This window comes from Pantoea sp. A4 (assembly GCF_000295955.2).
Classification (GTDB): domain Bacteria; phylum Pseudomonadota; class Gammaproteobacteria; order Enterobacterales; family Enterobacteriaceae; genus Pantoea; species Pantoea multigeneris.
In genome coordinates, this window is the sequence record NZ_ALXE01000036.1 from 1 (window position 1) to 16441 (window position 16441).

At 60.6% G+C, this 16441-nt stretch carries 1 protein-coding gene; it reads left to right on the top strand.

Annotation, left to right across the window (positions count from 1 at the left end; all coding sequences use genetic code 11):
* Complete coding sequence (locus tag B880_RS25130) at positions 1-16434, top strand: Ig-like domain-containing protein (RefSeq protein WP_272947538.1); 16434 nt, start codon at positions 1-3, stop codon at positions 16432-16434.
* Positions 16435-16441 lie beyond the last annotated feature (7 nt).

Genomic DNA, 16441 nt, shown 5'->3' on the forward strand with positions numbered 1-16441 from the left:
CTGAGCGGCACGGCAGAAGCAGGCAGCACAGTGTCTGTTTATGACGGTACTGAACTGCTGGGTACGGTCACTGTAGGTACTGATGGAAGCTGGAGTTTCACCACGCCTTCACTGGGCGATGGCGACCACAGCCTGACCACCACGGTGACGGATGCGGCGGGCAACGTCAGCCCAGCCTCTGATCCAATCAGCTTCACTGTGGATACCGTTGCACCTGAAGCGGCAACCGATCTGCAACTAGCGAACGACAGTGGCAGCCTGGTGGTGCCGATTGCGGCCGGTGGCGACACCAACGACAGCACGCCAGTGCTGAGCGGCACGGCGGAAGCGGGCAGCACCGTGTCTGTCTATGACGGCACCGCACTGCTGGGTACGGCCACCGTAGGACAGAACGGCAACTGGAGCTTCACCGTTCCAGCCCTTAATGATGGCGCACACAGCCTGACTACCACCGTGACCGATGCGGCCGGTAACGTCAGCCCGGCGTCTGAGGCTATCGTCTTTACTGTCGATACCGTGGCACCGGAAAGCGTCAGCGGGGTCACCGTGACCGACAACGTGGGCGATTCGCAGGGCCAACTGACATCGGGTGCCACTACCGATGACAACACGCCAACCTTCGCCGGTCAGGCGGAAGCGGGTGCGGTGGTCAAAGTCTACGATGGCGGCACATTGCTGGGCAGTACCTCTGTGGATACCGACGGTAGCTGGAGCTTCACGCCGAATGCTTTAAGCAACGGTGTGCACAGCTTTACCACTACCGTGACCGATGCCGCAGGCAACGTCAGCGACGCCAGCCCGACATTTAATCTGACCATTGCAGGCTCTGTACCGCCAACCAGCAGTTCACTGGTCGTTACTGATGACACCGGATCGACTCTGGTAGAGCTGGCTAATGGCGCTTCAACGCACGACAACACCCCAACCCTGAGCGGCTTTGCTGGCGCGAATGATGCCATCACGCTGTACAACGGTGACGTGGTGATTGGCAATACCACCGCCGATGCAAACGGGCAGTGGGTGTTTGATACCAGCCTGCTGCCGGATGGCACCTATGCCTTCCATGCCACGGCGACCAATGCGGTGGGCAACAGCAGTGATTCTGTGACTATCACCATTACTATCGACACCGTAGACCCAGCAGCGGCAGGTGATCAGACGCTGGTGAACGACAACGGCACCACGCCGGTTGTTATTGCGGACGGCAGTGCTACCAACGACAACACGCCAACCCTGAGCGGTACGGCAGAAGCGGGCAGCGTGGTCACCGTGTCCGATAACGGTAACGTGATCGGCAGCACAACGGCGGGCGACGACGGCAGCTGGAGCTTCACCACACCAACCCTGAGCGATGGCGATCACAGCCTGACCACCACCGTGACAGATGCAGCAGGTAACAGCAGCCCGGCCAGCGCTCCGATTGGCTTTACGGTTGATACCGTCGCACCTGAGGCGGTCAGCGGGGTCACCGTGACTGACAACGTGGGCGACAGCCAGGGCGAGCTCGCCAGTGGCGCAACCACCGATGACAACACACCAACCTTTGCCGGTCAGGCGGAAGCTGGTGCGGTGGTTAGCGTCTATGATGGCGATACCTTGCTGGGCAGCGTCACCGCAGGTCAAGACGGCAGCTGGAGCTTCACGCCGGATGCTCTGACTAACGGCGCACATAGCTTCACTACCACCGTGACCGATGCGGCAGGCAATGTTAGCGCCATCAGTCCGGCGTTTGATCTGACCATTGACGCGGGCGCACCGCCGGTAACCACGACACTGGTGGTAACTGACGATACCGGTGCAACGCTGGTGGAACTGGCGGATGGGGCGTTTACCCATGACAGCACGCCAACCCTGAGTGGTCTGGCGTCAGCAAGTGCACTGATTACGCTGTATAACGGCAATACCGTGATTGGCTTCGCCACTGCCGATACCGAAGGTAAATGGGTATTTGATACCAGTGCGTTGCCGGACGGCAGCTACGCGTTCCACGCGGTGGCGACTGACTCCGTCGGTAACAATACTGACTCTGTCACTATCAACATCACCATCGATACCGTGGCACCGGATGCGACCAGCGGGGTCACCGTGACCGACAACGTGGGCGATAGCCAGGGCGAGCTCGCCAGTGGCGCAACCACCGATGACAACACGCCAACCTTCGCCGGTCAGGCGGAAGCGGGCGGGGTGGTGAAAGTCTACGATGGCGACACCTTGCTGGGCAGCGTCACCGCAGGTCAAGACGGTAGCTGGAGCTTCACGCCGGATGCCCTGACCAACGGTGCGCACAGCTTCACTACCACCGTGACCGATGCGGCAGGCAACGTCAGCGATGCCAGCCCGGCGTTTGACCTGACCATCGCGGCGGGTGTACCGCCAACCACCAGTTCGCTGGTGGTGACCGACGACACCGGCGCAACGCTGGTAGAACTGGCAAACGGTGCATCAACCCACGACAACACCCCAACCCTGAGCGGCCTGGCGGGTGCCAATGACGCTATCACGCTGTACAACGGTGATGTGGTGATTGGCAATACCACGGCGGATGCAGACGGCCAGTGGGTATTCGATACCAGCACGCTGCCGGACGGCACCTATGCCTTCCACGCGGTAGCCACGGATGCGGCAGGCAACAGCGCGGACTCTGTCACCATTACCGTGACTATCGACACCGTGGCCCCGGAAGCGGCAGGCGATCAGACGCTGGTGAACGACAACGGCCAAACCCCAGTGACTATCGCTGACGGCAGCGCCACCAACGACAGCACGCCAACCCTGAGCGGCACGGCGGAAGCAGGCAGCGTGGTGACGGTATCCGATAACGGCAACGTGATCGGCAGCACCACGGCGGGCGACGACGGCAGCTGGAACTTCACCACCCCAGCGCTGACCGACGGCGACCACAGCCTGACCACCACCGTGACGGATGCCGCCGGTAACAGCAGCCCGGCCAGCGATCCCGTCAGCTTCACGGTAGATACCCAGGCTCCAGCGGCGGCTGGAGATATTACGCTGAGCAACAACGAAGGCAGCGCTGCTATCCCGGTTCCGGCAGGTACTGCAACCAACGATCCGACGCCAGCGCTGAGCGGTACAGCGGAGGCAGGCAGCACCGTCACCGTGACCGATAACGGCAATGTGATCGGCAGCACCACAGTCGGCAACGATGGCAGCTGGAGCTTCACCACGCCTGCACTGGGCGATGGCGACCACAGCCTCAGCACCACGGTCACTGATCCGGCTGGCAATACCAGCCCGGCCAGCGATCCGATTGGCTTCACGGTGGATACGGATACGCCGGATGCGGTCAGCGGGGTCACCGTGACCGACAACGTGGGTGACAGCCAGGGCGAACTCGCCAGTGGCGTAACCACCGACGACAACACGCCAACCTTCGCAGGTCAGGCGGAAGCGGGGACGATTGTCCGGCTCTATGACGGTGATACGCTACTGGGTAGCGCGACGGTGGGTACGGACGGCAGTTGGAGCATCACGCCAGATGCCCTGACCAACGGTGCGCACAGCTTCACTACCACCGTGACCGATGCGGCAGGCAACGTCAGCGCGGCAAGTCCGGCGTTTGACCTGACCATCGCGGCGGGTGTGCCGCCAACCACCAGCTCGCTGGTGGTGACCGACGACACCGGTTCGACGCTGGTTCAGTTGCAGAACGGTGCCTTCACCCATGATGACACCCCAACCCTGAGCGGCCTGGCGGGTGCCAATAACACCATCACGCTGTACAACGGTGATGTGGCAATTGGCAATACCACGGCGGATGCAGACGGCCAGTGGGTGTTTGATACCAGCACGCTGCCGGACGGCACCTATGCCTTCCACGCGGTGGCCACGGATGCGGCAGGCAATGACGCCGACTCCATCACCATCAATATCACTATTGATACGCTGGCACCGGATGCGGCAGGCGATCTGACGCTGACCAACAACAACGGCGCAACCCCAGTGACCATCGCTGATGGCGCGCCAACCAACGACAGTACGCCAGCTCTGAGCGGTACGGCGGAAGCGGGCAGCGTGGTAACAGTATCCGATAACGGCAACGTGATCGGCAGCACCACGGCGGGCGACGACGGCAGCTGGAGCTTCACCACCCCAGCCCTGACCGACGGCGACCACAGCCTGACCACCACCGTCAGCGATGCAGCGGGTAACATCAGTGGCACCAGCGATCCTGTCACCTTCACTCTGGATACCGTGCCACCTGCGGCGGCAACCAACCTCACGGTCACCGATGACGTCGGCGACAGCCAGGGAGTACTGACTGCCGGTGCAACCACCGACGACCGTACGTTAACGCTGGCCGGTGATGCGGAAGCTAACACCGTTGTGCAGGTTTCCGACGGCACGGTGTTGCTGGGTAGCACCACGGCGGGAACCGATGGTAGCTGGACCTTCACCACCGATGCCCTGAGTAATGGCCTGCACAGCCTGAATGTGACCGTTACCGATGCCGCAGGCAACGTTAGCCTTGCCACGACACCGTTCAACGTCACCGTCGCGGGCGATCTGCCTCCGGCGACCAACTCACTCGAAGTGACCGATGATACCGGTGCGACGCTGGTGCAGTTGGGTGAGGGTGCCAATACCCATGACAACACCCCAACCCTGAGCGGCGTGGCGAACCCTAATGATGCCATCACTATTTACAACGGTGATGTCGTTATCGGTACCACCACCGCCGATGAAAATGGTCAGTGGGTGTTTGCTACCACCACGCTGCCGGACGGTGACTATGCGTTCCACGCCCTGGCCACTGATGCAGCTGGCAACTCGGCTGATTCCGGCACCATTAACATCACCATTGATACCGTGGCACCGGATGCGGCGTCAGGCGTTACGTTGACCAATGACCAGGGCGGCACTATCCCTGCGGGCGGCGCAACAAATGACAACACGCCAACCGTCAGCGGTAGCGCAGAACCGGGCAGTACTGTGACCGTTTCTGATGGCGACACCGTGCTGGGAAGCACCACCGTGGGTGACGATGGCACCTGGACTTACACTACACCACCACTCAACGATGGTGACCACAGCCTGACGACAACAGTGACCGATCCGGCGGGCAACACCAGCCCGGCCACCGATCCTGTGGCCGTCACGGTGGATACCCAGGCACCGGCGTCTGCGGGCAATGTCCAGTTGAGCAACGATGAGGGCGACAATCCTCAACCGATTGCCAATGGCGGCTCAACCAACGACGTGACACCGGTTCTGAGCGGTACGGCGGAACCTGGCAGTACGGTCACCGTTTCTGATGGCGGCAACGTCCTGGGTTCAACCACCACCGACAGCGAGGGTAACTGGAGCTACACCACGCCTGCTCTGGATGAGGGCGATCACAGCCTGACCACCACCGTAACCGACCCGGCCGGTAATACCAGCCCGGCGAGCGTACCGGTTACCGTCACCGTAGATACCACTGCACCGGCGGCGGCGGATAACGTTGCATTGACCAATGATGCGACCGGACAGCCGATCACCGAAGGCCAGTCAACCAGCGATGTTACGCCGGTGCTGAGTGGCACAGGGGAAGTGGGCAGTACGGTAACGGTGACTGATGGTGATGCGGTACTTGGGACCACTACGGTCGATGCCGATGGCAACTGGAACTTCACTACACCGACCCTTGGCGACGGGGATCACAGCCTGTCTGCCACGGTGACTGACCCGGCCGGTAACAGTAGCGCCGCCAGCGATCCGATCAGCTTCACGGTGGATACTGCGGCACCAGCCGTAGCCAGCGAAGTGGTGCTCATCAACGACATCGACACTCCGCCAGTGCAGATTGTGAGCGGTGGCATCACCAATGACGCAACGCCAGTGCTGAGTGGCATCGGTGAAGCCGGTACCCTTGTGATTGTGTCTGATGGCGTTAACCCGCTGGGCAGCACCACCGTTAATGACGACGGCACCTGGAGCTTCACGACCCCGATTCTGGGCGAAGGGGAGCACAACCTGAGCGTCACCCTGGTGGATGCCGCAGGCAACAGCAGCCCGGCGACAACCCCTATCACCTTCACGGTCGATACGTTGCCACCGGCAACGGCGGGCGAGCTGTCGCTGGAAAACGACAACGGCAGTTCGCCACAGCCGATTGCGGAGGGAGGACTCACCAACGATGCAACGCCGCTGTTTAGCGGCAGCGCAGAAGCGGGCAGCACGGTGACCGTCAGTGATGGCGATACTGTTCTGGGGAGTGTGATTGCCGGTCCTGATGGCAGCTGGAGTTTCAGCGTGCCAGCGCTGGGCAATGGCGACCATAGCCTGAGTGCCACAGTGACCGATGCGGCAGGTAACAGCAGTTCCGCCACCACGCCGATCACCTTCACCGTCGATGCGACGGCACCTGCGACGGCGACAGACATTGTGCTCAACAATGACAATGGCACAGGTCTGGTGCTGATCGCGGATGGCAGCTACACCACAGACAACACCCCGCTGCTGAGCGGGAATGCTGAAGCAGACAGTGTGGTCACTATCCTGGATGGCACCACGGTGCTCGGCTCGGTGGTGGCTGATGGGGACGGGGTCTGGAGTTTCAATACGCCAATCCTGAGCGAAGGCAACCATAGCCTGAGCGTGACAGTGACGGATGCAGCAGGCAACGTAAGCACCGGCAGTGATGCCATCAGCTTCACGGTGGACACAGTGGCACCTGCCACGCCAGCGGATGTGGTTCTGAATAACGACAATGGCGCAACGCCAGTGGCGATTGTCACCGGCGACTACACCAACGATGCAACGCCAGTTCTGAGTGGTAGTGCGGAAGTGGGCAGCACGGTCTACGTCTATGATGGCGACGACCTGCTGGGGACCGCCAGCGTCAACGGTGACGGCAGCTGGAGCTATACCGCCAGCCTCGCCGACGGCAGCCACAGCCTCAGCGCCACGGTGGTCGATGATGCAGGTAACACCAGCCCGGCCAGTGCACCAGTCACCTTTGTGGTAGACACCGTAGCACCTGCTGCCGCGGATGCGGTATTGCTGAACAATGACGTTGGCAGTACACCGGTGGTGATTAACGATGGTGATATCACCAATGACGCAACGCCTGTCCTGAGCGGTACGGCAGAGATCGGCAGCACGGTGTACATCTATGACGGCAGTGATACGCCAATTGGGTCGCTGATTGTGGCGGACGACGGTGCCTGGAGCTTCACGCTGCCACCGCTGGGTGAAGGCGGTCACAGCATTACGACCGTGGTCACTGATGCGGCGGGTAACAGCAGCGCTGCAACAGCGGCAATCACCTTCACCGTGGATACCATTGCACCGGAGGCAGTCACCGACCTGGTGGCGGAAGATGCGGATGGCAACCCATTAAGCGGCGCAACCAGCGACAACGTCCCAGTACTGAACGGTACGGCGGAAGCCGGGGCGATTGTCACCTTGTATGACGGTGATAATCCGATTGGTTCGGTACAGGCGGATGCCACCAGCGGCGCATGGAGTTTTACCGTGCCGCAGCTGGCGGATGGCAGCCATACCCTGAGCGCACTGGCGACCGATGCCGCAGGAAACGTCAGCCCGGCGGGTAACGCCGTGACGCTGAACGTGGATGCGACAGCGCCGGAAACCTCAGACTTTACCGTGACCAACGACAATGTCACTCCAGGCGTGCTAGTACCGAATGACGGCACGACCAACGACAACACACCTCTGCTGAGCGGCAACGCGGAAGCGGGTGCTCTGGTGACCATTTACGATAACGATGTAGAGATTGGTTCGGTACAGGCCGATGCGATCACCGGCGACTGGAGCTTCAACACCAACGCGTTGGGTGAAGGTAGCCATCCGTTGAGCGTGACCGTGACCGATGCGGTGGGCAACGTTAGCTCAGCGTCAACGGTAGTCACCATCAACGTCGATACCATCGCGCCTGATGCTGTAGGTGACCTGGTGCTGAACAACAACGCCGGAGCAACGCTGGTGCCGATCGCCGATGGCGGTTCCACCAACGACACCACGCCAGAACTGACCGGTACGGCAGAAGCGGGCAGTATCGTGACGGTTTACTCCGGTGAACTGGTGCTGGGCTCTGTCAGTGTGGGTGCGGACGGTAACTGGATCTTTATTACGCCAGAAGGGACCCCAGGCACGACCTATACCCTTGACGTCACGGTCACGGATGCCGCAGGCAACGTGAGCGAACCGGCCTCGGTGACCTTTACCATCGACACCACGGCACCGGATGTGGCGGGCGATCTGGCCCTGAACAACGACCTGAATGAGACTGAAGTACCGATTGCAGTCGACAGCAGCACCCGCGATAACACGCCAGTGTTTAGCGGCACCGCTGAACCGGGCGGCATCGTGACCATCTCGGATAACGGCGTTGTGTTGGGCAGTACTGTAGCCGCAGCAGGCACCGGCGAATGGAGCTTTACCACGCCAACACTGGCTGAGGGCGACCACAGCCTGACCACGACGGTAACGGATGCGGCAGGTAACGTTGGGCCAGCAAGTGAAGGCTATGACTTTACTGTCGATACTGTGGCACCAGAGGCGATTAGCGACCTGGCGCTGAGCAACGACAATGTCACCCCAGCAACCGGCATTGCCGATGGTGCGCTGACCAATGACAACACACCGTTGTTGAGCGGCACCACCGAAGGCAATGGGATCGTCACCGTTTATGATGGCGATGTCCTGCTCGGCTCCGTGGTGGCAAATGACGCAGGTGTCTGGAGCTACAACGCCAGCCTGTCCGAAGGGCTACACACCCTGAACGTCACGGTGACCGATGCCGCAGGTAACGTCAGTGCTCCGGCTTCGATTAGCCTGGATGTTGACTCCGTGGCACCAGATGCCGTAGACAATCTCACCATCGTCAATAACAACGGCGCTGCGCCGGTCGCCATTGGCGATAACACGACGACCAACGACAACACACCGCTGATCAGCGGCAGTGCGGAAGTGGGCAGTATTGTCACTATCATTGACGCCAACCTCGGCGTACTGGGCAGCGTTGCCGTGGGTAACAGCGGCAGTTGGAGCTTCTCGCCAACGCTGGACGATGGTACTTACACCTTGACCGTTACGGTCACTGATGCGGCAGGTAATGTCAGCGATGCTACTGATCCGTTCACCTTCACCGTGGATGCCACCGATCCGAATGTCACCACGCTGATTGCCAGCGATGATAACGGCGCTACGCCGTTTGAAATCGGCGATACCGGGCTGACCAACGACAATACGCCGTTGTTGTCAGGGGCAACCACCGAGGCAAACGCGATCATTACCCTGTATGACAACGATGTGGAGATTGGTTCTACCACAGCGGATGCCGGGGGTAACTGGAGCTTTAGCCCGGCGTTACTGACCGACGGAGACCATGTCTTTACCGCCACGGTCACCGATGAGATCGGCAACGTTAGCCAGGCGTCTGCGCCATACACCATTACGGTGGATGCAACCGCACCTGATGCTGCCAGCGAGCTGCTGCTGCAAAACAACAGCAACGCAACGCCGGTAGATATTGCGAACGGTGGCCTCACCAACGACAGCACACCGCTGTTCAGCGGGGCCGCGGAAGCCAATAGTCTGGTGCGTATTTATGTCGATGGCGTGGAGCAGGGTTCTGTGACGGCCGACTCCAGCGGCGAGTGGAGCTATGTGTTCAGTCCAGCGCTGACTGACGCTACGCATACACTGTCCGCCAGCGTCACCGATGCAGCGGGTAACGTCAGCGGCTTGTCCAGCGTGACCGTCACCGTGGATACCATCGCACCGGATCAAATCACCACTTACACCGTGAATAACAACGCCGGTGCAGTGCCTGTGGCTATCCTCGATGGCGATAGCACCAACGACAGCACCCCGGTTCTGCGTGGCACCACCGGTGAGCCTGGCTCACTGATTCAGGTCTACTCAGATGGCGTGCTGGTGGGATCGGCCACCGTGGGTGATAACAACGTATGGCGTGTAGAAACCTCTGCACTGCTGGATGGTACGCACATCCTCACCATCACCGCGACGGATGCGGCTGGTAACGTAAGCACGGCGTCAGCAGACTTCACGTTAACCATCGACACCGTATTGCCAGACCCGGTTGATGACCTGGTGGTCTTCGACAATGCCGGTGCCTCAACGGGTGAGCTGGCCTATGGTGAAATCACGGATGACAGTACGCCAACGCTCTCGGGAACCGCTGAACTGAACAGCATCGTCTCTATCTATGATGGATCGACGCTGCTCGGGACTGCGGTGACTGATGCAGACGGCAACTGGACCTTCACCACTGCGGTGTTGAGCAATGGTCGCCACGACTTCACCACCACCGTCACCGATGAAGCGGGTAACGTCAGTGGTGCGGCACCGAACCCATCGTTTGCGATTAACATCGAAGCGGATCTGCCGCCTGCCACCAGCACGCTGCAAATCACCGATGACAGTGGGCCAGTACCGCTGGCGGTAGCAGACGGTGACGACACCAAAGACTCCACACCGGTTCTCACCGGCGTAACGGCCACCGGCACTTACGTCGATATTTCCATTGATGGCACCGTAGTTGCGGCCAGTGTGACGGTGGATGCGGACGGGCAGTGGAGCTATACCCCAACCACCGCGCTGTTGGATGGCACGCATACTATCTCAGTGGTGGTGATTGATGCGGTGGGTAACCCTGGTGAAACGGCCTCGGCCACGATTACCGTCGATACCCTTGCCCCAGAGGCGGTGGATAACCTGCTGGTGAGCAATAACAACGGCGCAACGCCGGTAGAAATTGCCAACGGCACGGCCACCAACGACAACACCCCTGCGGTATCGGGGACGGCGGAAGCCGGCGGCCTGGTTACCATCTACGATGGCACCACGGTGCTGGGCTCCACCGTTGCCGATGCCACCAGCGGTGCCTGGACCTTCACCAGCCCGCTGTTGAGCAACGGTGGCCACTCTATCAGCGTGACGGTAACGGATGCGGCGGGCAACGTCAGTCAGCCTTCTGCGACTACCGTCTTCCTGGTGGATACTATCGCTCCGGCTCCGGCCACTGGCCTGACGGTCAGCAACAACAACGTTACGCCAAACGTGACTGTGCCTAACGGCGGTACCACCAACGACAATACGCCAGCCGTCAGCGGCCAGGCCGAAGCCAACAGCATCGTCACCATTTATGATGGCACGCTGGTACTGGGATCGGTCGTTGCCAGCGCGACCGGCGCGTGGAGCTACACCACCACGACACTGGGCGAAGGTACTCATACCCTGAGCGCCAGAGTAACAGACGCGGCGGGTAACGTCAGTGTGGCCTCCAGCACCGCCACGGTGGTGGTGGATACCGTGGCACCAACCGGCTTGACGCTGAACGCCAGCAACAACGACGGCTCTACGCCGGTGCTGATTGCCAACGGCGGCCTGACCAACGACAGCACGCCGCTGTTGAGTGGGCAGGCAGAGGCGAACAGCGTGGTCAGAGTGTATGACGGGGCTAACCTGCTGGGTTCAGTAGTGGCAGGCAGCACCGGAGCGTGGAGTTTCATCACCACCACCGCGCTGGCGCAGGGTGCTCATACGCTGAGCGCCACCGCAACCGATGCGGCGGGTAACACCAGTACGGCTGTCACCACAACGCTGAATATCGACTCGGTAGCGCCTGGAGCCACTACGCTCACCGTGACCGATAACGTCGGTGCGATTACCGGTGCGGTCACCAGCGGCACGGCAACGGATGACAATACGCCAACCCTGAGCGGCACCGCTGAGGCAGGCAGCATTGTCACCATTGTTGATGGCAGCACGGTGCTGGGTTCTGTGGTGGCGGACGCTACCAGCGGTGCATGGACCTTCACCACCAACGCCTTGAGCGATGGCACGCATCCTCTGAGCGTGACGGTGAAAGATGCTGCGGGGAACACCAGTGCCGCCACCAGCTTCTCGCTGGTGGTCGATACCACGGCACCTGTGGCCTCAACGCTGACCATCAGCAACAACAACGTGACGCCAAACGTCACGGTCACCAACGGCGGCACCACCAACGACAACACGCCACTGCTGAGCGGCACGGCGGAAGCGGGCAGCATTGTCAAAATCTACGACAATGGCGCCTTGCTGGGTTCCGTGGTGGCGAATGCCACGACCGGGGCCTGGAGCTACATCACCTCAGCGCTGACGGATGGCACCCATCCGCTGAGCGTCACAGTGACCGATGCCGCAGGTAACGTCAGTGGGACCACCAGCGCCAGCGTGATTATCGATACGCTGGCTCCAACCGGGCTGACCTTGAGTGCCAGCAACAATAACGGCGCAACGCCAGTATTGATTGCCAACAACGGCATCACCAATGACAGCACGCCAACCCTGAATGGGGTGGCGGAAGCGGGCAGCCGTGTGGTGATCACCGAAGGCACCACGGTGATTGGTTCTACCACGGCGGGCAGCAACGGGCAGTGGAGTCTGGTGGTAACAACCGCACTGGGCCAGGGCGCGCATACGCTGAGCGCCACGGCAACCGATGCGGCAGGTAACACCAGCACGGCGGTCACCACCACCTTCACTGTGGATACCATCGCGCCAGCCGCCAGCAGTCTGACGGTCACTGATGATGTAGGACCAAATCAGGGCGCGTTGGCGAACGGCGCCTTCACGGATGACACCACACCAACCCTGAGCGGCACTGCCGAAGCGGGTAGTCTGGTAACCATCTATGACGGTACGACGGTGCTGGGTTCTGTGGCCGCTGACGCCACGACCGGCGCGTGGAACTACACCACCAATCCGTTGAGTAGCGGTGCTCATGCGCTGAACGTAACGGTCACCGATGCCGCAGGCAACACCAGCGTAGCGTCGACCACAGTGAATATCACCGTGGATACCACTGCGCCGGATGCTTCGACGCTGGTACTGACCAACGACAACGTGACGCCAAACACCACCATTGCGGCGGGGAGTTCCACCAACGACAGCACCCCACGTCTGAGCGGCGTGGCGGAGCCAGGCACGATTATCACCATTTACGACAACGGCAACGTGTTGGGCAGCACCACCACCAATGCCACTACCGGTGCATGGAGCTTTAACGTCACTACCGCGCTGACCGATGGCTTCCATCCGATCAGCGTGACCGTGACGGATGCCGCAGGTAACGTCAGCGGGACCACCACGGCATCAGTGACTGTCGATACCGTGGCACCAACCGGCCTGACGCTCTCTGCCGCGAACAATAACGGCACCACCGTAGTGGCGATTGCCAACAACGGCGTGACCAACGACAGTACGCCACTGCTGCGTGGTAATGGTGAGATCGGAGCCAAAGTGTATGTCTACGACGGCACTACGCTGCTGGGCAGCACCACGGTGACCAGTGCGGGCACCTGGAGCTTCGTCACCTCGACGCTGAGCCAGGGTCTGCACACGCTGAACGTCAACCAGGTGGATGCTGCCGGAAACATCGGTGCGACCTCTGCGGTGACGCTGACCGTAGATACCGTGGCACCGGGCGCGAGTACGTTGACGGTCTATGATGATGTGGGCACCAGTCAGGGCTTCCTGACCAGTGGTGCGGTCACGGATGACAACCGACCAACCCTGGCAGGCACGGCCGAAGCCGGTAGCATCGTTACCGTCTACGACGGCACAACCGTGCTGGGATCGGTCACGGCGAACGCCACGACCGGTGCCTGGACTTACACCACCAACGCGTTGAGCGAGGGTAACCATACGCTGAGCGTGAAGGCGACGGATGCGGCGGGTAATACCGGCGTCTCCTCAACCGCAGTCACCATTACGGTGGATACCATTGCGCCAACGGCTTCTACGCTGGCCATCACCAACAACAACGTGACGCCAAACGTCACGGTAGCAAATGGTGCCGCAACCAACGACAACACGCCGTTGTTGAGCGGGTCAGCAGAGGTGGGCAGTGTGGTCACCATTCTGGATGGCACCAACGTGCTTGGCTCGGTCACCGTAGGCAGTGCAGGGACCTGGACCTTTGTCTCCAGCGCGTTGGGCGAAGGCACGCATACCATTAACGTCAGCGTCAGAGATACTGCCGGTAACGTGAGTGGAACCACCTCGGCCACCATCATTGTGGACACCATTGCGCCAGTGGGCCTGACGGCGGCGGCGGCCAACAACAACGGCAGCACGCCAGTGGCGATTGCCAACGGCGCGGTCACCAACGACAGCACACCGCAGTTGAGCGGCAGTGGTGAAGTGGGGGCCAAAGTCAGTGTTTACGATGGCACCACGCTGCTTGGTACGACAACTGTTGCCAGCAACGGCACCTGGAGCTTCGTCACTTCGACGCTGTCGCAGGGAACCCATACGCTGGTCATCAACCAGACTGATGCGGCCGGTAACACCGGAGCCAACGTCACGCTCACGCTGACAGTGGATACGGTAGCACCGAATGCCTCAACGCTGACGGTCACCAACAACGATGCGACGCCAAACGTGACGGTGCCGAACAACGGCGCAACGCGTGATGCAACGCCGCTGTTGAGCGGTACGGCGGAAGCGGGTGGTCTGGTCACTATCTACGATGGTGCAACGCTGCTGGGTTCAGTGGTGGCGAATGCCACTACCGGGGCATGGACGTATCAAAGCGGCACGCTGAGTAACGGCACGCACACCCTGAGCGTGACGGTCACGGATGCAGCAGGCAACGTGGGCAACGCGGCAACCTCGACAGTGATTGTGGATACTGTTGCGCCGAACGCGCCAACGTCGCTGGTGGTGAATAATGCCGGGACCATCCTCACCGGTCTGGGTGAAGCGGGAACCACCGTCACGGTGCGTGATGCTGGCGGCAACGTGGTGGGTACGGGTACGGTGAACAGCGGCGGCAGCTTCTCTGTCACGCTGACCACGGCGCAGACCACCGGTGCGGCGTTGGCGGTTACGCTGACGGATGCGGCGGGCAACGTTTCTAACAGCGCCCCGGCAACCGGTGCCATCCTGATCAGTGCGGTAAATGATATTACCAACCTGAACTACACCGCGACCACGCAGACCACCCAGCACACCGTGACATCGAAATCGGCTTCCGCGCTGCTGTCAGTCGGTCTTGGGGATGTCATCAACCTCAGCGTACTGGGTAACAACCCGTACCTGTCGTTCACTGTGGGTAATGGTGAGACCCGTACGCTGGCGGTGACCGGTTCGCAAACCGGTATCTCGGTGCTGTCAACGGTCTATCTGGAGGTGTACAAACTGACGGATGCGGCCACCAACAGCTATACCAAGGTCTCTGCAACCACGCTGTTCAGTACGCTGGTTTCCATCTTCTCGGTGACGAACTCCGGTAGTACCACGGTGTCACTGAACGGTTCAGGCACCTATATCGTGTTCCTCGCCGCCAGTGGTGTGGGGCTGTTGACCACCAACACCGTCAAAACCACCAGTGACGTCTCCACCGAGCAGCTCTCTGTCTCCAGTACGGTCACCGGCAACTTGCTGACCAATGACACCAGCTCCGTGGCGGGAACCATCCCGGCCGGTACGGCGGTGACAACCATTGCAGGCCAGACGGTAGGCAGCACCGGCGTGACAACCATCACCACCGCTTACGGTACGCTGACGATTGATTCGCACGGGAACTACACCTACGTACTGAAGGCCGGTATCGACATTGCCACCCTGCCAGGTGCCGATACCTTCAGCTACTCAGTGACGGATTCCCACGGTGCGGTGACGTCTGCCACGCTGACGGTTGACCTTACCCACTCTGCGGCGCTGCTGAGTACGAACAGTCTGTTCGCTACCGCCAGCGTCGAGACGGCGGACAGTGATGCCACCTCAGCCCATGGCAGCATCTACAGCGATTCGTCTACCAGCCATACCGGCACCCTGAGCATCACCAATGAACACGGCGACACCACCACCGTGAGCAGCAGTGGTACCACTCAGGTGGCGGGTGACTACGGTACGTTGAGCATTGCGGCCAACGGTAGCTACACCTACACCCTGACCGCAGGCCTGGATGCACAGACCATCACCCACAAAGAGGAGTTCAGCTACAGCCTGGCGTCTACCAACGGCACCATTACCACCAATACGTTCACGATTGAGCTGCATCCGACAATCACCGGAACCAGTGGTAATGACACGCTGACCAGTAGCGCCTATGACGACACCATCACTTCGGGAGCAGGCACAGATACCCTGGTGTATCACCTGCTGAGCAGTGCCGATGCGACGGGCGGAAACGGTCACGATACCTGGACCGATTTCTCTGTGGCGAACGGTGACAAGATTGACGTCAGCAACCTGCTGATCGGATGGAATGATTCCACAAGTAATATTAATGATTTTGTGAAAGTGGACCATACTTCTGACGGCAACACTGTGCTATCAATTGACCGTGATGGTACGGGTACGGCTTACAGCAGTACACAGCTGATTACCCTGGAAGGCGTCAATGCAACTCTGGAGGAACTGGTACAGCAACCACACCAGATCCATAACGTTTAACGGCTGA